Source organism: Streptomyces sp. NPDC002306, from assembly GCF_053593435.1.
In genome coordinates, this window is the sequence record NZ_JBSFCK010000009.1 from 171977 (window position 1) to 195495 (window position 23519).

The 23519-nt window shown below is 70.0% G+C and carries 18 protein-coding genes and 1 pseudogene; 16 read left to right on the forward strand and 3 right to left on the reverse strand.

Annotated features, from left to right (window positions below):
- The first annotated feature begins 47 nt into the window (after positions 1-47).
- The 5 genes from yajC to ACWCQK_RS20140 all read left to right on the forward strand — a co-directional run bounded on the left by yajC (position 48) and on the right by ACWCQK_RS20140 (position 6809).
- A complete protein-coding gene (gene yajC, locus ACWCQK_RS20120; RefSeq protein WP_451156623.1) occupies positions 48-572 on the forward strand; it encodes a preprotein translocase subunit YajC in 525 nt (174 codons plus the stop codon).
- Positions 573-705: 133 nt separating this feature from the next.
- A complete protein-coding gene (gene secD / locus ACWCQK_RS20125) occupies positions 706-2460 on the forward strand; it encodes a protein translocase subunit SecD (RefSeq protein WP_451156624.1) in 1755 nt (584 codons plus the stop codon).
- A gap of 2 nt (positions 2461-2462) precedes the next feature.
- Positions 2463-3569, forward strand: coding sequence for a protein translocase subunit SecF (gene secF, locus ACWCQK_RS20130; protein ID WP_451156626.1), 1107 nt, complete (start codon positions 2463-2465; stop codon positions 3567-3569).
- On the forward strand, positions 3566-4114 hold the full coding sequence (locus ACWCQK_RS20135; protein ID WP_451156628.1) for an adenine phosphoribosyltransferase: 549 nt from the start codon (positions 3566-3568) through the stop codon (positions 4112-4114). The genes secF and ACWCQK_RS20135 overlap by 4 nt, the downstream gene beginning before the upstream one ends.
- A 172-nt stretch (positions 4115-4286) precedes the next feature.
- Positions 4287-6809 carry a RelA/SpoT family protein gene (locus ACWCQK_RS20140; protein WP_451156630.1) on the forward strand — a complete coding sequence of 841 codons (2523 nt, stop codon included), beginning with the start codon at positions 4287-4289 and terminating at the stop codon, positions 6807-6809.
- A 75-nt stretch (positions 6810-6884) separates the two neighbouring features.
- Here ACWCQK_RS20140 and ACWCQK_RS20145 read toward each other — a convergent pair whose 3' ends face one another.
- Both ACWCQK_RS20145 and ACWCQK_RS20150 read right to left on the reverse strand, forming a co-directional pair.
- Positions 6885-8114, reverse strand: coding sequence for a DUF349 domain-containing protein (locus ACWCQK_RS20145; protein ID WP_451156632.1), 1230 nt, complete (start codon positions 8112-8114; stop codon positions 6885-6887).
- 142 nt (positions 8115-8256) lie between these two features.
- Positions 8257-9075 carry a peptidylprolyl isomerase gene (locus ACWCQK_RS20150; RefSeq protein WP_451156634.1) on the reverse strand — a complete coding sequence of 273 codons (819 nt, stop codon included), beginning with the start codon at positions 9073-9075 and terminating at the stop codon, positions 8257-8259.
- A gap of 168 nt (positions 9076-9243) precedes the next feature.
- On the opposite strand from ACWCQK_RS20150, the gene ACWCQK_RS20155 reads away from it, so the two are divergent.
- The 5 genes from ACWCQK_RS20155 to rpsD all read left to right on the forward strand — a co-directional run bounded on the left by ACWCQK_RS20155 (position 9244) and on the right by rpsD (position 14444).
- Positions 9244-9954 (forward strand): MBL fold metallo-hydrolase, encoded by a 711-nt coding sequence (locus tag ACWCQK_RS20155; protein WP_451156636.1) that lies wholly within the window; start codon positions 9244-9246, stop codon positions 9952-9954.
- A 12-nt stretch (positions 9955-9966) separates the two neighbouring features.
- Positions 9967-11229: a histidine--tRNA ligase gene (hisS, locus tag ACWCQK_RS20160; protein WP_451156638.1), complete on the forward strand. Its 1263-nt coding sequence runs from the start codon at positions 9967-9969 to the stop codon at positions 11227-11229.
- A gap of 215 nt (positions 11230-11444) precedes the next feature.
- Complete coding sequence (locus tag ACWCQK_RS20165; RefSeq protein WP_451156640.1) at positions 11445-12101, forward strand: vitamin K epoxide reductase family protein; 657 nt, start codon at positions 11445-11447, stop codon at positions 12099-12101.
- Between the two features lie 44 nt (positions 12102-12145).
- Positions 12146-13501: a replication-associated recombination protein A gene (locus ACWCQK_RS20170; RefSeq protein WP_451156642.1), complete on the forward strand. Its 1356-nt coding sequence runs from the start codon at positions 12146-12148 to the stop codon at positions 13499-13501.
- A gap of 328 nt (positions 13502-13829) precedes the next feature.
- Positions 13830-14444 (forward strand): 30S ribosomal protein S4, encoded by a 615-nt coding sequence (gene rpsD, locus ACWCQK_RS20175; RefSeq protein WP_054233962.1) that lies wholly within the window; start codon positions 13830-13832, stop codon positions 14442-14444.
- 21 nt (positions 14445-14465) lie between these two features.
- Here the strand turns inward: rpsD and ACWCQK_RS20180 are convergent, their stop codons facing one another.
- A complete protein-coding gene (locus tag ACWCQK_RS20180; RefSeq protein WP_451156644.1) occupies positions 14466-16649 on the reverse strand; it encodes an ATP-binding protein in 2184 nt (727 codons plus the stop codon).
- Between the two features lie 160 nt (positions 16650-16809).
- Between ACWCQK_RS20180 and ACWCQK_RS20185 the strand changes: the two are divergent.
- The 6 genes and pseudogenes from ACWCQK_RS20185 (at position 16810) to ACWCQK_RS20210 (ending at position 23434) form a co-directional block, all read left to right on the forward strand.
- A pseudogene (locus ACWCQK_RS20185) lies at positions 16810-17257 on the forward strand (DUF948 domain-containing protein).
- Positions 17258-17264: 7 nt separating this feature from the next.
- Positions 17265-17609 (forward strand): hypothetical protein, encoded by a 345-nt coding sequence (locus ACWCQK_RS20190; protein ID WP_451156646.1) that lies wholly within the window; start codon positions 17265-17267, stop codon positions 17607-17609.
- On the forward strand, positions 17609-20281 hold the full coding sequence (gene alaS, locus ACWCQK_RS20195) for an alanine--tRNA ligase (protein WP_451156648.1): 2673 nt from the start codon (positions 17609-17611) through the stop codon (positions 20279-20281). The genes ACWCQK_RS20190 and alaS overlap by 1 nt, the downstream gene beginning before the upstream one ends.
- Before the next feature lie 15 nt (positions 20282-20296).
- Positions 20297-20761, forward strand: coding sequence for a Holliday junction resolvase RuvX (ruvX, locus tag ACWCQK_RS20200; RefSeq protein ID WP_451156650.1), 465 nt, complete (start codon positions 20297-20299; stop codon positions 20759-20761).
- A 122-nt stretch (positions 20762-20883) separates the two neighbouring features.
- Entirely contained in the window at positions 20884-22614 is a 1731-nt protein-coding gene (gene mltG / locus ACWCQK_RS20205) for an endolytic transglycosylase MltG (RefSeq protein ID WP_451156652.1), read from the forward strand.
- Positions 22595-23434, forward strand: a complete 840-nt coding sequence (locus tag ACWCQK_RS20210; RefSeq protein ID WP_451156654.1) for a shikimate dehydrogenase — start codon at positions 22595-22597, stop codon at positions 23432-23434. Before mltG ends, ACWCQK_RS20210 begins: the two co-directional genes overlap by 20 nt.
- Positions 23435-23519: the final 85 nt, after the last annotated feature.

A 23519-nucleotide genomic window follows, 5' to 3' on the forward strand; every position in this document is an offset into this window, starting at 1 on the left:
CATCAGGCCGCTCACCACTCGCGGTCATGTGAAGGAAGTTCCGACCCGTGAGTCTCGTGACCCTCCTCCCGTTCATCGTGCTCATCGGGGCCATGTTCCTGATGACCCGGTCGGCCAAGAAGAAGCAGCAGACGGCCGCGCAGATGCGCAACGACATGCAGCCCGGCAGCGGCATCCGCACCATCGGGGGCATGTACGCGACGGTCAAGGAGGTCAACGAGGACACGGTCCTCGTCGACGCCGGCCCGGGTGTGGATCTGCTCTTCGCGAAGAACGCCATCGGTGCGGTACTGACCGACGACGAGTACAACCGCATCGTCCACGGCGTCGAGCACGACCTGAAGTCCGACGCCACGGTCGTCCCGGACAACGCCTCCTCCCTCACCGAGGCCGACGAGCCCGCCGACGAAGCTGCCGCCGTCTCCGGCGACAAGTCCGTCGACCTCGGCAAGAAGGACGCGACCGAGGAGCCGTCCGACGAGGCCGAGGCCGAGGCCGTCGACGCCGACGCCGCCGCGGCCAAGACGGACGAAGAGCCGAAGAAGACCGACGGCGACTCCGACGCGAAGTAGGCGCCACCCGGGACACGCGCGGGACTCGTCCGCGCGCCCCGGGTTCGCGCATCTCGCAGCGGGTCCCGACACCATGTCATGGCCACTGCCGCGCTGACCCGGCGCGGAGCGGCCCGAGAGGGAGTACGAGAAGGTGGCAGCACCTAAGAAGGGCCGGAGCGGGAGCGCCCAGAGCAGGCCGGGGCGTTCGCTGGCCCTGATCCTGATCGCCATCGCGGCGCTCACCGGGGGGATGTTCGCCTCCGGGCACACGACTCCGCGTCTCGGCATCGACCTGGCCGGCGGCACGAGCATCACGCTCCAGGCCGTTCCGGAGCCGGGCCAGGAGTCCGCGATCAACAAGACCAACATGGACACCGCGGTCGACATCATGAACCGCCGTGTCAATGGTCTTGGCGTCTCGGAGACCGAGGTCCAGACGCAGGGCACGCGGAACATCATCGTCAACATCCCCAAGGGCACGAACTCCGAGGAGGCCCGCCAGCAGGTCGGCACCACGGCCAAGCTCTACTTCCGGCCGGTCATCGCGACGGAGGCCTCCGGCGCGGCCGCGCCGGCCAGCCCGTCGCCGAGCGCCTCCGGCAGCCCTTCGGGCAAGGCGACGGACAAGGCGACCTCGTCCGCGTCCCCCTCCGGCTCCTCGACCCCGTCGGCGACCGCCACCTCGCAGGGACGCGCGGTCACCGACGCCCTGAAGGCCGACTCCACGCCGTCGCCGAGCACCTCGGCCTCCGGCAGCGCCGCCACCCCGTCGCCCAGCGGCTCCGTCGACGCGGCCACCGCCAAGCTCCAGGCGCAGTACGCCGCGCTGGACTGCACGAAGGCGACGGACCGGGCCGACGCCGGCAAGGGTTCCAAGCCCGAGGACACGACCCTCGCGTGCGGCAAGAACTCGCAGGGCCAGTGGCAGAAGTACGTGCTCGGCCCGGCCGAGGTCGACGGTACGGACGTGAAGAAGGCCCAGGCCATCTTCAACACCCAGACCGCCGCGGGCTGGACCGTCACCATGGACTTCACGTCCAAGGGCGCCAAGAAGTTCGCGGACATCACCGGTGAGCTGGCCAAGCAGCAGTCCCCGCAGAACCAGTTCGCGATCGTCCTCGACGGGAACGTCGTCTCCGACCCGTACGTCAACCAGGCGCTGACCGGCGGCAACGCGGAGATCTCCGGCAGCTTCGACCAGGAGGAGGCCCAGAGCCTCTCCAACATGCTGTCGTACGGCGCGCTCCCGCTGACCTTCAAGGAGCAGAGCGTCACCACGGTGACCGCCGCCCTCGGTGGCGACCAGCTGCACGCCGGTCTGATCGCCGGCGCCATCGGCCTCGGGCTGGTCGTGATCTACCTGGTGTTCTACTACCGCGGTCTGTCGCTCATCGCGATCGCCTCGCTGCTGGTCTCCGCCGTGCTCACCTACGTGATCATGGCGCTGCTCGGCCCGACCATCCACTTCGCGCTGAACCTGCCGGCGGTCTGCGGTGCGATCGTCGCGATCGGTATCACCGCGGACTCGTTCATCGTGTTCTTCGAACGCATAAGGGACGAGATCCGCGAGGGGCGCAGCCTGCGCCCCGCCGTCGAGCGGGCCTGGCCGCGCGCCCGGCGCACCATCCTGGTCTCCGACTTCGTGTCGTTCCTCGCCGCGGCGGTGCTCTTCATCGTCACCGTCGGCAAGGTCCAGGGATTCGCGTTCACCCTCGGTCTGACCACCGTGCTGGACGTGGTCGTGGTCTTCCTCTTCACCAAGCCGCTGATGACGATCATGGCCCGCAGGAAGTTCTTCTCGGACGGCCACAGCTGGTCCGGCCTCGACCCGAAGCGACTGGGTGCCAAGCCGCCGTTGCGCGGCACCCGCCGACCCTCCGCCCCCGCCGAGACGAAGGAGGCGTGAGCATGTCGAAACTCGGCAACCTCGGCGCCCGACTGCACCGCGGCGAGGTCGGTTACGACTTCGTCGGCAACCGCAAGATCTGGTACGGCATCTCGATCCTGATCACCATCACGGCCATCCTCGGCCTGACGGTGCGCGGCCTGAACATGGGCATCGAGTTCGAGGGCGGTGCCGTCTTCACCACCCCGAAGACCAGCGTCTCCGTCTCACAGGCGCAGACGTACGCGGAGGAGGCGTCCGGCCACCAGGCGGTCGTGCAGAAGCTCGGCGGCGGCGAGCTGCGCATCCAGATCTCCGGCGTGGACACCAGCAAGTCCGACGCGATCAAGACCTCCCTGTCCAAGGACCTGAAGGTCCCCTCGGAGGACATCGCCGCGGACCTGGTCGGGCCCAGCTGGGGTGACCAGATCGCCGACAAGGCCTGGCAGGGCCTGGTGATCTTCATGATCCTGGTCGTGATCTACCTGGCGATCGCCTTCGAGTGGCGCATGGCCATCGCCGCCCTGGTCGCGCTGATCCACGACATCACCATCACGGTCGGCATCTACGCCCTGGTCGGCTTCGAGGTGACGCCCGGTACGGTCATCGGTCTGCTGACGATCCTCGGTTACTCGCTCTACGACACGGTCGTCGTCTTCGACAGCCTCAAGGAGCAGACGAAGGACATCACCAAGCAGACCCGCTGGACGTACAGCGACATCGCCAACCGCTCGATCAACAGCACCCTGGTCCGCTCCATCAACACCACGGTGGTCGCGCTGCTGCCGGTCGCGGGTCTGCTGTTCATCGGTGGCGGTGTGCTCGGCGCGGGCACGCTCAACGACATCTCGCTGTCGCTCTTCGTCGGCCTCGCGGCCGGTGCGTACTCCTCGATCTTCATCGCCACGCCGCTCGTCGCCGACCTCAAGGAGCGCGAGCCGCAGATGAAGGCCCTCAGGAAGCGGGTCATGGCCAAGCGCGCCCAGGCCGCCACCGAGGAGGAGTACACCGGGACCCGGTCCGTCGACCTGGACCCGGACGACGACGACGCCGCCGCGGTCGTCGGCCCGCGCAGTCAGCCCGCGTCCCGCAACCGGGGCCGTGGCCGACCGTCGGGGAAGCGCCGATGACGGAGCTCACCGACATCACGGACCTGCTGCTCAGCAGGATCCGTGACGTCCCGGACCATCCGGAGCCGGGGGTGATGTTCAAGGACATCACCCCGCTGCTGGCGGACCCGGTGGCGTTCACCGCGCTCACCGACGCCTTCGCGGGCGTCGCGGAGCGCACCGGCGCCACGAAGATCGTCGGCCTGGAGGCCCGGGGCTTCATCCTCGGCGCCCCCGTCGCCGTCCGGGCGGGCCTCGGCTTCATCCCCGTACGCAAGGCGGGCAAGCTCCCCGGAGCCACCCTCAGCCAGGCCTACGACCTGGAGTACGGCTCCGCCGAGATCGAGGTGCACGCCGAGGACCTCAGCGCACAGGACCGCGTGCTGATCGTCGACGACGTGCTCGCCACCGGCGGCACCGCCGAGGCCTCGATCCAGCTGATCCGCCGCGCGGGCGCCGAGGTCGTGGGCGCAGCCGTGCTGATGGAACTCGGTTTCCTCGCCGGCCGCCCCCGCCTGGAGGCGGCCCTGGACGGGGCTCCGCTGGAGGCACTGCTCACCGTCTGACCGGCGCCGCGAGGCAGCGAGGCGGGCCCCGGAGGAATCCGGGGCCCGCCTCTCGCGTTTCACCTGGGGAAGGCCCTCACATCGGGCTGAAGGCGATCCCGCGGCCGAGGATCGCTACGATGGGTGCTCCGGAGCCTGACCGGGGGACCCGGACCGCGCACGAGGAGTCCTCTTGGCAGACGAGGCCCAGCACCTGACCGCCGCCAAGCCCGAGCCCGCCCCGGGCCCCGCGGCGACGCCCGCGCCGCACGCGAAGAACGACGCCCGCGGGCCGGTCGAGCACGACCGCTCGGCGCCCGCCGACAAGCCGGCCGAGGCCCCGCGGCCCAAGCCGGCGACGCCCGAGCGCGCCGCGAGCGCCTCCGCCGTGCGCCCGACGTCCGCCCAGCCCGGTCGCTCCGGCTCCTCCAACCGCGTCCGTGCCCGCCTCGCCCGCCTCGGCGTCCAGCGCGCCAACCCGTACAACCCGGTCCTGGAACCGCTGCTGCGCATAGTGCGCAGCAACGACCCCAAGATCGAGACCTCGACGCTGCGGCAGATCGAGAAGGCCTACCAGGTCGCCGAGCGCTGGCACCGCGGGCAGAAGCGCAAGAGCGGCGACCCGTACATCACCCACCCGCTCGCCGTGACCACCATCCTCGCGGAGCTGGGCATGGACCCGGCCACGCTGATGGCCGGTCTGCTGCACGACACCGTCGAGGACACCGAGTACGGCCTGGAACAGCTGCGCCGTGACTTCGGCGACACGGTGGCCCTGCTCGTCGACGGCGTCACCAAGCTGGACAAGGTCAAGTTCGGCGAGGCCGCCCAGGCCGAGACCGTACGCAAGATGGTCGTCGCGATGGCCAAGGACCCGCGCGTCCTGGTCATCAAGCTCGCGGACCGCCTGCACAACATGCGCACCATGCGTTACCTCAAGCGCGAGAAGCAGGAGAAGAAGGCGCGCGAGACGCTCGAGATCTACGCGCCGCTGGCTCATCGCCTGGGAATGAACACCATCAAGTGGGAGCTGGAGGACCTCGCCTTCGCGATTCTCTACCCCAAGATGTACGACGAGATCGTACGGCTGGTGGCCGAGAGGGCACCGAAGCGTGACGAGTATCTGGCCATAGTGACCGACGAGGTCCAGTCCGATCTGCGCGCCGCCCGCATCAAGGCGACCGTCACCGGCCGGCCGAAGCACTACTACAGCGTCTACCAGAAGATGATCGTCCGCGGCCGTGACTTCGCGGAGATCTACGACCTGGTGGGCATTCGCGTCCTCGTGGACACCGTCCGCGACTGCTACGCGGCGCTCGGCACCGTGCACGCGCGATGGAACCCGGTCCCCGGCCGGTTCAAGGACTACATCGCGATGCCCAAGTTCAACATGTACCAGTCGCTGCACACGACGGTCATCGGCCCCAACGGCAAGCCGGTCGAACTCCAGATCCGCACCTTCGACATGCACCGCCGCGCCGAGTACGGCATCGCCGCGCACTGGAAGTACAAGCAGGAGGCCGTCGCCGGCGCCTCCAAGGTGCGCTCGGACGCGCCCAAGAGCACCGGCAAGGACGACCACCTCAACGACATGGCGTGGCTGCGGCAGCTGCTCGACTGGCAGAAGGAGACCGAGGACCCGGGCGAGTTCCTGGAGTCGCTGCGCTTCGACCTGTCGCGCAACGAGGTCTTCGTCTTCACGCCCAAGGGCGACGTGATAGCGCTGCCGGCCGGCGCCACCCCCGTGGACTTCTCGTACGCGGTGCACACCGAGGTGGGCCACCGCACCATAGGGGCCCGCGTCAACGGACGCCTCGTACCGCTGGAATCGACCCTGGACAACGGCGACCTGGTGGAGGTCTTCACCTCCAAGGCGGCCGGTGCCGGACCGTCCAGGGACTGGCTGAACTTCGTCAAGTCGCCCCGGGCCCGCAACAAGATCCGGGCGTGGTTCTCCAAGGAGCGCCGCGACGAGGCGATCGAGCAGGGCAAGGACGCCATCGCACGCGCGATGCGCAAACAGAACCTGCCGATCCAGCGGATCCTGACCGGCGACTCGCTCGTCACGCTCGCGCACGAGATGCGCTACCCCGACATCTCGTCGCTGTACGCGGCGATCGGCGAGGGTCATGTCGCCGCGCAGAACGTCGTGCAGAAGCTCGTCCAGGCACTCGGCGGTGAGGAGGCCGCCACCGAGGAGATCGACGAGAGCGTGCCGCCGGCGCGCGGCCGAGGCCGCAAGCGCCGCTCCAACGCCGACCCGGGCGTGGTGGTCAAGGGCGTCGACGACGTGTGGGTCAAGCTGGCCCGCTGCTGTACGCCGGTGCCCGGCGACCCGATCATCGGGTTCGTGACGCGCGGTAGCGGCGTATCGGTTCACCGCAGCGACTGCGTCAACGTCGAGTCACTGTCGCGCGAACCGGAGCGCATCCTCGAGGTCGAGTGGGCGCCCACGCAGTCCTCCGTCTTCCTGGTCGCCATCCAGGTCGAGGCGCTGGACCGCTCCCGGCTCCTCTCGGACGTCACGCGGGTGCTGTCGGACCAGCACGTCAACATCCTCTCCGCGGCCGTCCAGACCTCCCGCGACCGCGTCGCCACCTCCCGCTTCACCTTCGAGATGGGCGACCCGAAGCACCTCGGGCACGTCCTGAAGGCGGTCAGGGGCGTGGAGGGCGTCTACGACGTCTACCGCGTCACCTCGGCCCGCCGGCCCTAGCGACGGCCCGACGCACGCGAGAGGCCCCCGTACGTGGTGTACGGGGGCCTCTCGCGTGCGTCGCGGCGGGCAGGGTCAGCCGCCGAACTCGTGCAGACCCTTCAGCGCCTGGTCCAGAAGCGACTGACGGCCCTCCAGCTCCCGCCCGAGCTTCTCCGCCCTGGCGGTGTTGCCCTGGGAGTTCGCCTGGTCGATCTGACCGCGCAGCTTGTCGACGGCGGCCTGGAGCTGGCCGGTCAGCCCCTCGGCACGCGCGCGTGCCTCCGGGTTGGTCCGGCGCCACTCCGACTCCTCGGCCTCCTGGATCGCCCGCTCGACAGCGTGCATCCGGCCCTCGACCTTCGGCCGGGCGTCCCGCGGGACGTGACCGATGGCCTCCCAGCGCTCGTTGATCGAGCGGAAGCCGGCCCGCGCCGCCTTCAGGTCCGTGACCGGCAGGAGCTTCTCGGCGTCCTCGGCGAGATCCTCCTTGAGCTTCAGGTTCTCCGTCTGCTCGGCGTCCCGCTCGGCGAAGACCCCGCTGCGGGCGGCGAAGAACACGTCCTGGGCGCCGCGGAAGCGGTTCCACAGGTCGTCCTCGTGCTCGCGCTGGGCACGGCCCGCGGCCTTCCACTCCGACATCAGATCGCGGTAACGCGCCGCCGTCGGACCCCAGTCGGTCGACGCGGACAGCGCCTCGGCCTCGGCGACCAGCCGCTCCTTGGTCCGGCGGGCCTCCTCGCGCTGGGCGTCCAGCTGCGCGAAGTGCGCCTTGCGGCGCTTGGAGAACGCCGACCGCGCGTGCGAGAAGCGGTGCCACAGCTCGTCGTCCGACTTGCGGTCGAGCCGCGGCAGTCCCTTCCAGGTGTCCACCAGGGAGCGCAGCCGCTCACCCGCGGCCCGCCACTGGTCGGACTGCGCGAGCTCCTCCGCCTCGACGACCAGCGCCTCCTTGGAGTGCCGTGCCTCGTCGGACTGCTTGGCCCGCTGCTGCTTGCGCTCCTCGCGCCGCGACTCGACCGTCGCCACCAGCTTGTCCAGCCGGCCCCGCAACGACTCCAGGTCACCGACCGCGTGGTGCGCGTCGATCTGCTCGCGCAGATGGCCGATGGCCGTCTGGGCGTCCTTGGCCGACAGGTCGGTGGTCTGGACTCGCTTCTCGAGGAGGCCGATCTCGACAACCAGGCCTTCGTACTTGCGCTCGAAGTAGGCCAGCGCCTCGTCAGGAGAGCCGGCCTGCCAGGAACCGACGACCTGCTCGCCGTCGGCCGTACGCACGTACACGGTCCCCGTCTCGTCGACGCGGCCCCACGGGTCGCTGCTCACAGCGCCTCCTCCACATGATGCCTGCGGGGGCCTCGGCTCCCCCGGCATCGTCCACAGTTTCGTCACGGCCAACATAGGCGACCAGCGGGTTGCCTGTCCGCATCCAGCGCGACCGAAATTTCGGAGCTGGCCGTGCTGGTCATCAGGATTTCGCTACGGTCGCCTTGTCGATGACGACGGTCGCGTTGGGGGCCCCGTCACCGCCCCCCGTGCTCTCGCCCGCGGAGGCGATCTTCTTCAGCACCTCCATGCCCGAATCGGAAACGGTGCCGAACGGTGTGTAGCTGGGCGGGAGCTGACTGTCCTGGTAGACGAGGAAGAACTGGCTGCCGCCGGTGTGCGCCTGCCCGGTGTTCGCCATCGCGATGGTGCCCGCGGGGTAGACGTTGTTCTTGAGGCTGGTGTCCTTCAGGTTCTCGTCCGGGATCGTGTAGCCCGGACCACCGCTGCCGCTGCCCGTCGGGTCGCCGCACTGCAGCACGTAGATGCCGTTGGTGGTGAGCCGGTGGCACTTGGTGTGGTCGAAGTAGCCCTTGCCCGCGAGGAAGTCGAACGAGTTCACCGTGTGCGGGGCCGCCGACGCCTTCAGCGCGATGTCTATGTCACCGCACGTGGTGGCGAGCTTCATGGTGTACTTCGCCGACTTGTCGATCGTGACCGCCGGTTCCTTCTTCCAGGTCTCGGTCTTGGCCTTGCCCTCGGCCGGCTTCTCGCACGGGTCCTTCGCCACGCTCGGGCTGGGCGACGCGCTCGACTTCGCGCTCGCGTTCGTCTTGTCGTCGTCCCCCTTGAGGACGCCGGTGGTGTACAGCGCGAGGCTGCCGATGACGATCACGCCGAGCACGGACGCGATCACCGAGTTGCGTACGCGCGACTTGCGCCTGGCAGCGGTACGCCGCTGCTGCTGCCGCAAGAACTTCTCCCGGGCGAGCTGGCGCCGCCGCTGTTCCTGGGTGACCACGGGTTTTTCTCCTCATGCGTCTCGTACGTCGTCAGGGACGCGTGCGTCTGGTGTGCCGACCGCCTGCGTGTGCCCCGTACCGTATATGGGTTCGCTGAGGAATCGGCAGCGCCGGTAGGCTTCTGACCACTGCCGTAGCCGCCCGTATCGACACAACGAAGGACGATCGTGCTCATTGCAGGGTTCCCAGCCGGGGCTTGGGGGACGAACTGTTATCTGGTCGCCCCGGCCGCGGGCGAGGAGTGCGTGATCATCGACCCGGGCCACCAGGCGGCCGCCGGAGTCGAGGAAGCGCTCAGGAAGCACCGGCTCAAGCCGGTCGCCGTCGTCCTCACGCACGGCCACATCGACCACGTGGCCTCGGTCGTCCCGGTGTGCGGCGCGCACGACGTACCGGCCTGGATCCACCCCGCGGACCGCTACATGATGAGCGACCCGGAGACGGCCCTCGGCCGTTCCATCGGGATGCCGTTGATGGGCGAGCTGACCGTGGGGGAGCCGGACGACGTCAAGGAACTGACCGACGGCGCGCGGCTGGAACTGGCGGGCCTGGAACTGTCCGTCGCGCACGCGCCCGGCCATACCAAGGGGTCGGTGACCTTCCGGATGCCCGAGACCGCCGACATCCCGTCGGTCTTCTTCTCCGGGGATCTGCTGTTCGCCGGCTCCATCGGACGCACCGACCTGCCCGGCGGTGACATGGCCGAGATGCTCGACTCGCTGGCCCGCGTGTGCCTGCCGCTCGACGACTCGACCGTGGTGCTGTCCGGCCACGGGTCCCAGACGACCATCGGCCAGGAGCGCGCCACCAACCCGTATCTGCGGCAGGTGGCGGCCGGCCCGGGAGCGCGCGCCGACGCTCCCCGACGAGGAATGTGACGAGAGACTTCCGTGAGCACCTTCAAGGCCCCCAAGGGCACCTACGACCTGATCCCGCCGGACTCCGCCACGTACCTGGCGGTCCGCGAGGCGATCGCCGCCCCGCTGCGCAACTCCGGCTACGGCTACATCGAGACGCCCGGCTTCGAGAACGTGGAACTGTTCGCGCGCGGTGTCGGTGAGTCCACCGACATCGTGACCAAGGAGATGTACGCCTTCGAGACCAAGGGCGGCGACCGGCTCGCCCTGCGCCCCGAGGGCACCGCGTCCGTGCTCCGCGCCGCCCTGGAGGCCAGCCTCCACAAGAGCGGCAACCTCCCCGTCAAGCTCTGGTACTCCGGCTCGTACTACCGCTACGAGCGCCCCCAGAAGGGCCGTTACCGCCACTTCTCGCAGGTCGGCGCCGAGGCGATCGGTGCCGAGGACCCGGCCCTGGACGCCGAACTGATCATCCTGGCCGACCAGGCGTACCGCTCGCTGGGCCTGCGCGAGTTCCGGATCCTCCTCAACAGCCTGGGCGACAAGGAGTGCCGCCCGGTGTACCGGGAAGCCCTCCAGACCTTCCTGCGGGGCCTGGACCTGGACGAGGAGACCCTGCGCCGCGCGGACATCAACCCGCTGCGCGTCCTGGACGACAAGCGCCCGGACGTCCAGGAGCAGCTGACCGGGGCCCCGCTGCTGCGGGACTACCTGTGCGACGCCTGCAAGGCGTACCACGAGGAGGTCCGCGAGCTGATCACGGCGGCGGGCGTCGCCTTCGAGGACGACCCCAGACTGGTGCGCGGCCTGGACTACTACACCCGCACGACCTTCGAGTTCGTCCACGACGGTCTGGGCTCCCAGTCCGCGGTGGGCGGCGGCGGCCGCTACGACGGCCTGTCCGAGATGATCGGCGGCCCCGCGCTGCCCTCCGTCGGCTGGGCCCTCGGCGTCGACCGCACGGTCCTGGCCCTGGAGGCGGAGGGCGTCGAACTCGCCCTGCCCGCGTCCACCAGCGTGTTCGCGGTCCCGCTGGGCGAGGAGGCCCGGCGGATCCTGTTCGCCAAGGTCACCGAGCTGCGCAAGGTCGGCATCGCGGCCGACTTCTCCTACGGCCACAAGGGCCTCAAGGGCGCCATGAAGAACGCCAACCGCAGCGGCGCCCGCTACACGCTCGTCGCCGGCGAGCGCGACCTCGCCGAGGGCGTCGTCCAGCTCAAGGACATGGAGTCCGGCGAGCAGTCGGCGATCGGCGTGAACGAGATCGTGGCCGAGCTGGAGTCACGGCTCGGCTGAGGACCTGGGGCGGTCATTCGTACGGGTGGAAGGGGCGCCGGGGGCCGCAGTGGCCGCCGGCGCCCTCACCGCAGGCGCACGCTGTCCGGAACCAGCCGTTCGGGGCCGCCCGCACGCACTTCCTTATCCGGAGCGAACGGTGCGCGCACGTACCCGTGCGGCACAATGGCCCCAGCCCGCAGAAGGTCCTCCTCTCAAGTGACGGAATCGGCGTGATGAGCAAGACGACAGTCAAAGACGTCTCCACCGAGCCCGAGCCGGAGCGCTCCGCGCCCGCCGCGCGCACGGTGGGCGGCAGCCGCGCCTTCGGCGTCCTGCTGCTGATCACCGGCGCGGCGGGACTGCTGGCCGCGTGGGTCATCACGATCGACAAGTTCAAGCTGCTCGAGGCCAAGGTCGCCGGCACCACCTTCACGCCCGGGTGCAGCCTGAACCCGGTGGTCTCCTGCGGCAGCGTGATGGAGAGCAAGCAGGCCGCCGCCTTCGGCTTCCCGAACCCGATGCTCGGTCTGGTCTGCTACGGCATCGTGATCTGTGTCGGCATGAGCCTGCTCGGCCGCGCCCGCTTCCCGCGCTGGTACTGGCTCACCTTCAACTTCGGCACCCTCTTCGGCGTGGCCTTCTGCACCTGGCTCCAGTTCCAGTCCCTGTACCGGATCAACGCGCTGTGCCTGTGGTGCTCCCTGGCCTGGGTCGCCACGATCGTCATGTTCTGGTACGTGACCTCGTTCAACATCCGCAACGACCTGCTGCCCGCCCCGCGCTGGCTGAAGAGCTTCTTCGGCGAGTTCACCTGGGTCGTGCCCGTGCTGCACATCGGCATCATCGGCATGCTGGTGCTGACCCGCTGGTGGGAGTTCTGGACCAGCTGACGGGCCCGGCGGGATTGTCAGTGCGGTGATTTAGGGTTTCCAGGGTGGAGCCCGATCTGTTCACCGCCGCCGCCGAAGACCGCCAGGAGAAGGACCCCGCGGGGAGTCCCCTGGCGGTCCGGATGCGCCCCCGCACCCTCGACGAGGTCGTGGGCCAGCAGCATCTGCTCAAGCCGGGCTCGCCCCTGCGCCGCCTCGTCGGAGCGGGCGACGGCGGCCCGGCGGGGCCGTCCTCGGTGATCCTCTGGGGCCCGCCCGGCACCGGCAAGACAACCCTGGCGTACGTCGTCTCCAAGGCCACCGACAAGCGGTTCGTCGAGCTGTCGGCGATCACCGCCGGCGTCAAGGAGGTCCGTGCGGTCATCGACGGCGCCCGCCGCGCCACCGGGGGGTACGGCAAGGAGACCGTCCTCTTCCTCGACGAGATCCACCGTTTCAGCAAGGCCCAGCAGGACTCGCTGCTCCCGGCGGTCGAGAACCGCTGGGTCACCCTGATCGCCGCGACCACCGAGAACCCCTACTTCTCCGTGATCTCGCCCCTGCTGTCCCGCTCTCTCCTCCTCACCCTCGAACCCCTCACCGACGACGACCTGCGCGGCCTGGTCCGCAGGGCCCTGGGCGACGCACGCGGACTCAAGGACGCCGTCACCCTGCCCGAGGACACCGAGGACCATCTCCTGCGCATCGCCGGCGGGGACGCCCGCCGCGCCCTGACCGCCCTGGAGGCCGCCGCCGGCGCCGCCCTCGACCAGGGTGAGCGGGAGATCGCGCTGACGACGCTGGAGGAGACCGTCGACCGCGCCGCCGTGAAGTACGACCGCGACGGCGACCAGCACTACGACGTGGCCAGCGCCCTCATCAAGTCCATCCGCGGCTCCGACGTCGACGCCGCCCTGCACTACCTGGCCCGGATGATCGAGGCCGGCGAGGACCCCCGCTTCATCGCCCGCCGGCTGATGATCTCCGCCAGCGAGGACATCGGCCTGGCCGACCCCAACGCCCTGCCGATCGCGGTCGCCGCCGCTCAGGCCGTGGCCATGATCGGCTTCCCGGAGGCCGCCCTCACCCTCAGCCACGCCACCATCGCGCTGGCCCTCGCCCCCAAGTCCAACGCCGCGACCACGGCGATCGGCGCCGCCCTGGAGGACGTACGCAAGGGACTGGCGGGACCCGTCCCGCCGCATCTGCGGGACGGGCACTACAAGGGCGCCGCCAAGCTGGGGCACGCGCAGGGCTATGTGTACCCGCACGACCTGCCCGAGGGCATCGCGGCCCAGCAGTACGCGCCGGACGCCATCAAGGACCGCGCGTACTACACCCCGACCCGCCACGGTGGCGAGGCGCGCTACGCGGACGCGGTCGAGTGGACGAGAAAGCACCTCGGTCGCAAGGGGTCCTGAGCACCCTGTAGAATCCCTCGGAGCGCTGAGTCCCGTGTCCGGCCCGTCGCAAGAGGGAGCCGGCACCACCAGAACGGGACATCCAGCCGGAATCCCGGCCCGTACGGCGGGGATTCCAGGAGCGTCGCGCACCGTCGAAGGTGTCGCGGGCAGCCCACCACCATCCGGATTCCCGGAACAGGTCGGTGGGCCACTCGCGTGCTGCACGTATGTGCCCAGACCAGGGAGCGGCTGCCCGGCTCGTCCGCAGGGACGTGGCGGGTTTCCCCGGCTGCGGATGCGACCTCCCTTAACTCTGGTGAGCCGAAATCCAGGAAAGAGACACACAGTGGCGAATCAGTCCCGCCCCAAGGTCAAGAAGTCGCGTGCCCTCGGCATCGCGCTGACCCCGAAGGCCGTCAAGTACTTCGAGGCCCGCCCCTACCCGCCGGGCGAGCACGGCCGCGGCCGTAAGCAGAACTCGGACTACAAGGTCCGTCTGCTCGAGAAGCAGCGTCTGCGCGCGCAGTACGACGTGTCCGAGCGTCAGCTCGTCCGCGCCTACGAGCGTGCCTCCAAGGTCCAGGGCAAGACCGGTGAGGCCCTGATCATCGAGCTCGAGCGCCGTCTCGACGCGCTGGTCCTGCGTTCGGGCATCGCCCGCACGATCTACCAGGCCCGCCAGATGGTCGTGCACGGCCACATCGAGGTCAACGGCCAGAAGGTCGACAAGCCCTCGTTCCGCGTCCGTCCCGACGACGTCGTGATGGTCCGCGAGCGCAGCCGCAGCAAGACCCTGTTCGAGGTCTCGCGCGCGGGTGGCTTCGCCCCCGACGGCGAGACCCCGCGCTACCTCCAGGTGAACCTCCCGGCCCTGGCCTTCCGCCTGGACCGTGAGCCGAACCGCAAGGAGATCCCGGTGATCTGCGACGAGCAGCTCGTCGTCGAGTACTACGCCCGCTGATCACCAGCCGGGTGTAGCACCTCAGCCCGCCGTCTCCCCGCCCTTCCGGGTGGGCGAGGCGGCGGGTTCGCGCGTTTGTGCGGCACCGCGCGCGTGCCGGCCCGGCCCGCGCGGCCCGGGCACGCCCTCCGGCGACCGCGTCCGGGACCGTCCCAGCGCCCGCGCCACCGCCGTCTCCCGCCCCAGCCCCGCCCCCTGCCGTACGCACTCCTCGTACCGCTCGTCGCCCAGGCGCTCGCGGGCCGTCGCCTCGCACAGTTCGTGCGGGGCGTTGTAGTACGCCGAGCCGAACAGCGGCAGCCCCACCGAGGGCCACATGTCCGCCGCGGCCCCCTGGAGCACCGCGGCCTCCGCCGCGTCGCCCTCCGCGGCCGTGACCAGGGCCAGCAGTTCCATCACCAGCACCGAGCCGAGCAGGTCGTGGAAGGTGTGCGCGCAGGCCAGACTGTCCGTCAGCAGCGCGCGGGCGGTGGACAGATCGCCCTCCCGCCAGGCCGCGTAGGCCAGGACGTACAGCGCGTACGAACGCGTCCACCGCTCCCCGTGGTCCTCGCACACCTGCCGGACGTCCTCGCAGAGCGTCACCGCGTCCCGCAGATCGCCCTGGAAGGCCCGGGCCATGGCCAGCTCGACCTGACTCATCAGGACGTTGCTGTTGAGCTCCCCGATCGCCCGATAGCGCGCGAGCGCCGAACGCAGCAGGGTCTCCGCGCGCGCCATGTCGTCCGTGACCAGGGCCAGACAGCCGGCGCGATGCTCCGCGTAGGCCAGCGCCGTCGGGCTGGCGACGCGCTCCGCCTCCTCCCGGCACTCCTGGAGCGCCGCCAGCGCGGGCACCGAGTCGCCCTGGAGGATCGCGACATAGCCGAGCACCCACAGGGCCTTCAGCCGCGACCGCCGGCCGGCCGTCCGCAGCACCGGGCCGCGGGTCCGCTCGACGCTCCGCTCCAGCCAGCGTCGCCCCTCCGAGAGCCGGCCGCAGCCGGCCCAGTAGAACCACAGGGAGCCCGCCAGATACTGGCCCAGATGCGCCTCGTCCGGCTCGGTCAGGCAGTACTCCAGGGCGCGGCGCAGATTCGGCAGCTCCGTCTCGACCCGGGCGGCCACCTCGTTCTGCCGGGGCGAGAACCAGTCCAGCTCGCACCAGGTCGCCAGGCCCATGTACCAGTCGCGGTGCAGGCGGCGCAGCCGGGTCGCGTCACCCATCGCCTCCAGCCAGTCGGCGCCGTACGCCCGCAGCGTGGCCAGCATCCGGTAGCGCACGCCCGCCGGGGTGTCCTCCCGGGCCACCACGGACTGGGCGAGGAGTTCGGACAGGACGTCGAGGACGTCGTCGGCGTCCAGGCCGTTCCCGCTGCACACGTACTCGGCGGCCGCCAGGTCGAACGGTCCGGCGAACACCGACAGCCGCGCCCACAGCAGCCGTTCCCCGGGCGTGCACAGCTCATGGCTCCAGCCGATCGCCGTACGCAGCGCCTGATGGCGGGGGAGGGCGTCGCGCGCGCCGCCCGTCAGCAGCCGGAACCGGTCGTCGAACCGGTCCAGCAGCTGACCGGGGGACAGCGCCCGCAGCCGGCCCGCCGCCAGCTCGACCGCCAGCGGGATGCCGTCCAGGCGCCGGCACAGCTCCCGTACCTCCCCGTCGTCGGCGACCGTCAGCCCCTGCCGGGCGGCCCGCTCGACGAACAGCTCCACCGCCGCGTCCTCGTCCAGCGGTGCCAGGGGGAAGAGGTGCTCGCCCGCCACCCCGAGCGGTCTGCGGCCCGCGGCGAGCACCGTCAGGCCCGGCAACCGCCGCAGCAGGTCGCCCACCAGCGCGGCACAGGCCTCCACGAGATGCTCGAACCCGTCCAGGACCAGCAGGAGTTGACGCCCGGCGAGCCGGGCGAGCAGCGTCTCGTGCGGGTGCCGTGTGGTGTGGTCGGTCAGCCCGAGGGCCTCCACGACCGCGTACGCCACGAACTCCGGGTCGCGCAGCGGTGCCAGCTCCACCCGCCACACCCCGTCGTCCGGCGCGCGCCGCGCCGCCGCCCGGGCCACGAGGCGCGACTTGCCGACGCCGCCGGCCCCCGTCACCGTCACCAGCCGCGCGGCGTCGAGCGCCCCGGCCAGTCCGGCGAGTTCGCCGGCCCGTCCCACGAACGTGTCGGTCTCCAGGGGAAGGTTGCCGTCCGGCCGGCGGTCCTCACGCTGCTGATCTCGCATGGCACACGGAGCGTACTGAGTCGTGTTCATTCCGTACAATCGCCCTGCGCGACTCCGGTGGGCACGGGCGGTAATCCGGTACGGAGCGGCACGCCCGGCGCGATAGGCTCGGTGCACGACTTTTTCGATGTAGAGGCATGTTTCAGGGAGCGGGTGCGCAGTGTCCGGTGGAGAGGTGGCCGGGATCCTGGTGGCCGTCTTCTGGGCGATCCTGGTCTCCTTCCTCGCCGTGGCACTCGCGAGGCTGGCCCAGACGCTCAGGGCGACCACCAAGCTCGTGGCGGACGTGACCGAGCAGGCCGTCCCGGCTGGCGGACGCCTCCTCGGCGGTGCGCTCGGCGCAGACCCAGATCGACCGGGTCGACTCGATCGCCTCGGACGTCCAGGAGGTGACGTCGAACGCGTCGGCGCTGTCGACGACGGTCGCGTCCACCTTCGGCGGCCCCCTCGTGAAGGTCGCCGCCTTCGGTTACGGCGTCCGCCGGGCCCTCGGCGGCCGACGCGACGACGACGTGCCCGCCAAGGCGCCCCGGCGTACCGTGATCGTGGGCCGCACCGTCCCGGCCGCGCGGCGCGCGAGGCGCAACGCCCGCGGAAAGAAGGACTGACCGAGCGATGTTCCGCCGTACGTTCTGGTTCACCACGGGTGTCGCCGCCGGTGTGTGGGCCACCACCAAGGTCAACCGCAAGCTGAAGCAGCTGACCCCCGAGAGCCTCGCCGCGGCCGCGGCGAACAAGGCGGTCGAGGCCGGTCACCGGCTCAAGGACCGCGCGGTGGACTTCGCACTCGATGTCCGCGACAACATGGCGCGGCGGGAGGCGGAACTGGGAGAGGCGCTGGGGATCCACGAGAACCCCGAACTCGCCGCTCCCCGGAGCGTCGTCGCCATCGAGAACCGCAACAACCCGAAGTACGTCGAGAGGTCGACGTACTCGTACAACCGGAATGAGGACCACTGATGGAGTCGGCTGAGATCCGCCGCCGCTGGCTGAGCTTCTTCGAGGAGCGCGGGCACACCGTCGTCCCTTCGGCGTCGCTCATCGCGGACGACCCGACTCTGCTCCTGGTCCCGGCCGGCATGGTGCCCTTCAAGCCCTACTTCCTGGGTGAGGTCAAGCCGCCGTTCGCGCGCGCCACCAGCGTGCAGAAGTGTGTGCGCACGCCCGACATCGAAGAGGTCGGCAAGACCACCCGCCACGGCACGTTCTTCCAGATGTGCGGCAACTTCTCCTTCGGCGACTACTTCAAGGAAGGCGCCATCAAGCACGCCTGGGAGCTGCTCACCAGCCCCCAGGACAAGGGTGGTTACGCCCTGGAGCCGGAGAAGCTCTGGATCACCGTCTACCAGGACGACGACGAGGCCGAGCAGATCTGGCGCGACGTCGTCGGCGTGCCCGCCGAGCGCATCCAGCGTCTGGGCATGAAGGACAACTTCTGGTCCATGGGCGTGCCCGGCCCGTGCGGCCCCTGTTCCGAGATCAACTACGACCGCGGCCCCGAGTTCGGTGTCGAGGGCGGCCCCGCCGTCAACGACGAGCGGTACGTGGAGATCTGGAACCTCGTCTTCATGCAGTTCGAGCGGGGCGAGGGCATCGGCAAGGACAACTTCGAGATCCTCGGGGACCTGCCGAGCAAGAACATCGACACGGGCCTCGGCCTGGAACGCCTCGCCATGATTCTGCAGGGCGTGCAGAACATGTACGAGATCGACACCTCGATGGCCGTCATCAGGAAGGCCACCGAGCTGACCGGTGTCGAGTACGGCGCCTCGCACGACTCCGACGTCTCGCTGCGCGTGGTCACCGACCACATGCGGACGTCCGTGATGCTGATCGGCGACGGCGTGACCCCCGGCAACGAGGGCCGTGGGTACGTGCTGCGCCGCATCATGCGCCGTGCCATCCGCAACATGCGGCTGCTGGGCGCCACCGGCCTGGTCGTGCGGGAGCTCATCGACACGGTGATCGCCATGATGGGGCAGCAGTACCCGGAGCTGGTCACCGACCGCGAGCGCATCGAGAAGGTCGCCATCGCCGAGGAGAACGCCTTCCTCAAGACGCTGAAGGCCGGCACCAACATCCTCGACACGGCCGTCACGGAGACGAAGCAGGCCGGCGGTACGGTCCTCGCCGGCGACAAGGCCTTCCTGCTCCACGACACCTGGGGCTTCCCGATCGACCTCACCCTGGAGATGGCCGCCGAGCAGGGGCTGGCCGTGGACGAGGACGGCTTCCGCCGTCTGATGAAGGAGCAGCGGGAGCGCGCCAAGGCCGACGCCCAGGCCAAGAAGACCGGCCACGCCAGTCTCGGCGCCTACCGCGAGATCGCCGACGCCGCCGGTGCCACCGACTTCATCGGCTACTCCGACACCGAGACCGAGTCGACGATCGTCGGCATCCTCGTCGACGGCGCCTCCTCCCCGGCCGCCACGGAGGGCGACGAGGTCGAGATCGTCCTCGACCGCACCCCGTTCTACGCCGAGGGCGGCGGCCAGATCGGCGACACCGGCCGCATCAAGGTCGACTCCGGCGCCGTCATCGAGATCCGCGACACCCAGAAGCCGGTCCCGGGCGTGTACGTGCACAAGGGCGTCGTCCAGGTCGGCGAGGTGACCGTCGGATCCCGGGTCCACGCCTCGATCGACGGCCGCCGCCGCAAGGCCATCGCCCGTGCCCACTCGGCCACGCACCTCACCCACCAGGCCCTGCGCGACGCGCTCGGCCCGACGGCCGCCCAGGCCGGTTCCGAGAACCAGCCCGGCCGCTTCCGCTTCGACTTCGGTTCGCCGTCCGCCGTCCCGACGGCCGTGATGACCGACGTCGAGCAGAAGATCAACGAGGTGCTGGCCCGCGATCTCGACGTGCACGCCGAGGTCATGGGCATCGACGAGGCCAAGAAGCAGGGCGCCATCGCCGAGTTCGGCGAGAAGTACGGCGAGCGGGTCCGCGTGGTGACCATCGGCGACTTCTCCAAGGAGCTGTGCGGCGGCACGCACGTGCACAACACCGCCCAGCTGGGCCTGGTGAAGCTGCTCGGCGAGTCCTCGATCGGCTCGGGTGTGCGTCGTATCGAGGCCCTCGTCGGCGTGGACGCCTACAACTTCCTGGCCCGTGAGCACACGGTCGTCGCCCAGCTCCAGGAGCTGGTCAAGGGGCGTCCCGAGGAGCTCCCGGAGAAGGTCTCCGCCATGCTCGGCAAGCTGAAGGACGCCGAGAAGGAGATCGAGAAGTTCCGCGCCGAGAAGGTGCTCCAGGCCGCCGCCGGGCTCGCCGAGTCCGCCAAGGACGTCCACGGTGTGGCGGTCGTCACCGGTCAGGTGCCGGACGGCACGACCCCGGACGACCTGCGCAGGCTGGTGCTCGACGTGCGGGGCCGCATCCAGGGTGGCCGGGCCGTGGTCGTGGCCCTGTTCACCGTCAACAACGGCAAGCCGCTGACGGTCATCGCCACCAACGACGCCGCCCGCGAGCGTGGTCTGAAGGCCGGTGAGCTGGTGCGCACGGCCGCCAAGACCCTCGGCGGCGGCGGTGGCGGCAAGCCGGACGTCGCCCAGGGCGGCGGCCAGAACCCGGCCGCCCTCGGTGAGGCGGTCGAGGCCGTCGAGCGGCTGGTCGCCGAGACCGCCAAGTAAGAGACGGTCAAGAGGATGAGAAGAGGACGCCGGCTCGCGATCGACGTCGGGGACGCCCGGATCGGGGTCGCCTCGTGCGACCCCGACGGGATCCTCGCCACGCCGGTGGAGACCGTCCCCGGCCGGGACGTGCCGGCGGCTCAGCGCAGGCTGAGGCAGCTCGTCGAGGAGTACGAACCGATCGAGGTCGTGGTCGGGCTCCCTCGCTCCCTCAAGGGGGGCGAGGGCCCGGCCGCGGTCAAGGTCCGCGGCTTCGTCCAGGAACTCGCCCGGGGGATCGCTCCGGTCGAGGTGCGGCTCGTCGACGAGAGAATGACCACGGTGACGGCGAGCCAGGGACTGCGGGCCTCGGGTGTGAAGTCCAAGAAGGGCCGGTCGGTCATCGATCAGGCCGCCGCCGTGATCATCCTTCAGCAGGCGCTGGAATCCGAACGGGTGTCAGGTAAACCACCCGGCGAGGGCGTCGAAGTGGTCATCTGATCGCGATACGGTAACGTTCCGCGCGATGCGGCGGTGTTCGAACAGTCGCCGCACAGCAAAAGAGGCGAACGTCGACCGGCCCGCAAACCGCATGATCGCCGCCTCGCGGCTCTAGGGGATCGATGACTGAGTATGGCCGGGGCCCAGGCTCCGAACCGTGGCATCCCGAGGACCCGTTGTACGGGGACGGCGGATGGGAAGGGCAGCAGGCCCAAGCGGGTCTTCAGTCTGCCTACGGCGGCCAGCAGCAGCACTATCCGCAGCAGCCGCAGCAGCAGGAGTACGGCGACTGGGGCAACGGTCACCAGCAGGTCGCCTACGGCCAGGCGCAGCAGTACGACCAGCAGCAGCATCAGCAATACCCGGACCCGTCGCAGCAGCAGTACCAGCAGTACGACCAGCAGCAGCAACAACAGCAGCAACAACAGCAGCAACAGCAGTACCAGCAGGGCGGTGGCTGGGACGGCACCGGCACGCACGCGCAGGTCCCCTACGCCGCCGACCCGGGTGACCCCTACGGTCAGCAGGCCGTGGCCTACGGCGCCGAGCCGCCCGACTACTACGGCACCCCCGAGGCGTACCCCCCGCCCGAGCCGCCCAGCCGTAGGCGCCCCGAGCCGGAACCCAAGGTCGACTGGGATCCCGGCCCCGACCAGGGCGAACACGCCTTCTTCGCGGGCGGTGGCGACGACGATGACGGCGACGGTGACGACGAGGCGGACAGCCGGCGTGGCCGTGGCGACAAGCGGGGCAAAGGCGGTGGCACAGGCAAGAAGCGCCGTAACGGCTGTGCCTGCCTGGTGGTCGTGCTGGTGTTCGGCGGCGGTCTCGCCGGGGTCGGCTATTTCGGCTACCAGTTCTACCAAAATCGTTTCGGCACGGCGCCGGACTACGCGGGCGACGGTATCGCCGAGACGGTCAGCGTCGAGATTCCCAAAGGCGCCGGCGGCTACGACATCGGGCGCAAGCTGAAGGACGCGGGCGTCGTGAAGAGCGTCGACGCCTTCGTGTCCGCGCAGCAGCAGAATCCCAAGGGGAACGCCATTCAGGCGGGCGCGTACATCCTGAAGAAGGAGATGTCCGCGGAAAGCGCTGTCGCGATGATGCTCGACCCGAAGAGCCAGGCCAACATCATTGTTCGCCCCGGCGAGCGGAACGTGGGTGTCTACAAGGACATCGACACCAAACTCGGGCTTTCCGCCGGCGCCACCAGAAAGGTCGCCGAGAAGGAATACAAGAGTCTCGGACTGCCGAAGTGGGCGAACACCGACACCAAGATCAAGGACCCGCTGGAGGGCTTCCTCTTCCCGGGCACCTATCCCGCGGCCAAGGGCATGAAGCCCGAGGCGGTCCTGAAGCAGATGGTCGCGCAGGCCAACGAGGTGTACCTGAAGTACAACCTCTCGGCCAAGGCCAAGGAATTCGACCTGGAGAACCCGCTGCAGGTCGTCACGGTCGCCAGCCTCGTCCAGGCCGAGGGCAAGACGCACGACGACTTCCGGAAGATGGCCGAGGTGATCTACAACCGCCTCAAGCCGACGAACACCGAGACCAACCGCCTGCTTCAGTTCGACTCGACCTTCAACTACCTGAAGAACGAGAGCAACATCCACATCAGCGAGTCCGAGATCAACAGCAACAAGGACCCGTACAACACCTATACCAACAAGGGTCTGCCGCCCGGTCCCATCGGCAACCCGGGCGAGGACGCGCTGAAGGCGGCGCTGAATCCGACCGAAGAGGGCTGGATCTACTTCGTGGCGACCGACGGTCAGAGCAATACCGAATTCGCGAAGAACTACGACGAATTCCAGCGACTCAAGGAAAAGTTCGATGCCAGTACGGGCAACTGACGCCCGCCGGGCCGCCGTACTCGGTTCGCCCATCGCCCACTCCCTCTCGCCGGTGCTGCACCGCGCCGCGTACGCGGAGCTGGGGCTCGTCGACCGGACGTACGACCGGTTCGACGTCGACGAGGCCGCTCTGCCCGGGTTCTTCGCCGAGCTCGGGCCGGAGTGGGCGGGGCTGTCGCTGACCATGCCGCTGAAGCGGGCGGTCATCCCGCTGCTCGACGAGATCAGCGAGACGGCGGCCTCGGTCGAGGCCGTCAACACGGTCGTGTTCACCGGCGACGGCCGTCGCGTCGGTGACAACACCGACATTCCCGGCATGGTCGCCGCCCTGCGCGAGCGAGGCGTCGACCAGGTCGACAGCGCGGCGGTGCTCGGCGCCGGCGCCACCGCCTCCTCGGCGCTGGCCGCGCTGGCCCGCGTCTGCACCGGCGAGGTCGTCGCCTACGTCCGCAGCGCGGAGCGGGCCGCCGAGATGCGGCGGTGGGGCGAGCGGCTCGAGGTGGACGTCCGTATCGCGGACTGGGCGGACGCGGCCGAGGCGCTGCACTTCCCGCTGGTCGTCGCCACCACGCCGGCCGGCACCACCGACGCCCTCGCCGCGGCCGTCCCCGAGCGGCCCACCACCCTCTTCGACGTCCTGTACGACCCCTGGCCCACCACGCTGGCGGCCCGCTGGTCGATGTACGGCGGGGCCGTCGTCAGCGGCCTGGACCTGCTGGTCCACCAGGCGGTGCTCCAGGTGGAGCGGATGACGGGCCGCGCCCCGGCGCCCGTGGAGGCCATGCGCAAGGCGGGCGAGCACGCCCTGGCGGCCCGCTGAGCCGTCGGGCGCGTAGCCGGGCGGGCCGTCCGATGCTCTCCTCGGCACTTCGCCGCGACCCGGAAACCCGCCGGAGGACCGTCCG

Coding starts and splice junctions, on each gene's coding strand:
- ACWCQK_RS20190 (WP_451156646.1), top strand. CDS start 17,265: ATGTTCCGCCGTACGTTCTGGTTCACCACGGGTGTCGCCGCCGGTGTG.
- ACWCQK_RS20165 (WP_451156640.1), top strand. CDS start 11,445: ATGAGCAAGACGACAGTCAAAGACGTCTCCACCGAGCCCGAGCCGGAG.
- ACWCQK_RS20180 (WP_451156644.1), bottom strand. CDS start 16,649: ATGCGAGATCAGCAGCGTGAGGACCGCCGGCCGGACGGCAACCTTCCC.
- ACWCQK_RS20135 (WP_451156628.1), top strand. CDS start 3,566: ATGACGGAGCTCACCGACATCACGGACCTGCTGCTCAGCAGGATCCGT.
- alaS (WP_451156648.1), top strand. CDS start 17,609: ATGGAGTCGGCTGAGATCCGCCGCCGCTGGCTGAGCTTCTTCGAGGAG.
- ACWCQK_RS20210 (WP_451156654.1), top strand. CDS start 22,595: ATGCCAGTACGGGCAACTGACGCCCGCCGGGCCGCCGTACTCGGTTCG.
- mltG (WP_451156652.1), top strand. CDS start 20,884: ATGACTGAGTATGGCCGGGGCCCAGGCTCCGAACCGTGGCATCCCGAG.
- ruvX (WP_451156650.1), top strand. CDS start 20,297: ATGAGAAGAGGACGCCGGCTCGCGATCGACGTCGGGGACGCCCGGATC.
- secF (WP_451156626.1), top strand. CDS start 2,463: ATGTCGAAACTCGGCAACCTCGGCGCCCGACTGCACCGCGGCGAGGTC.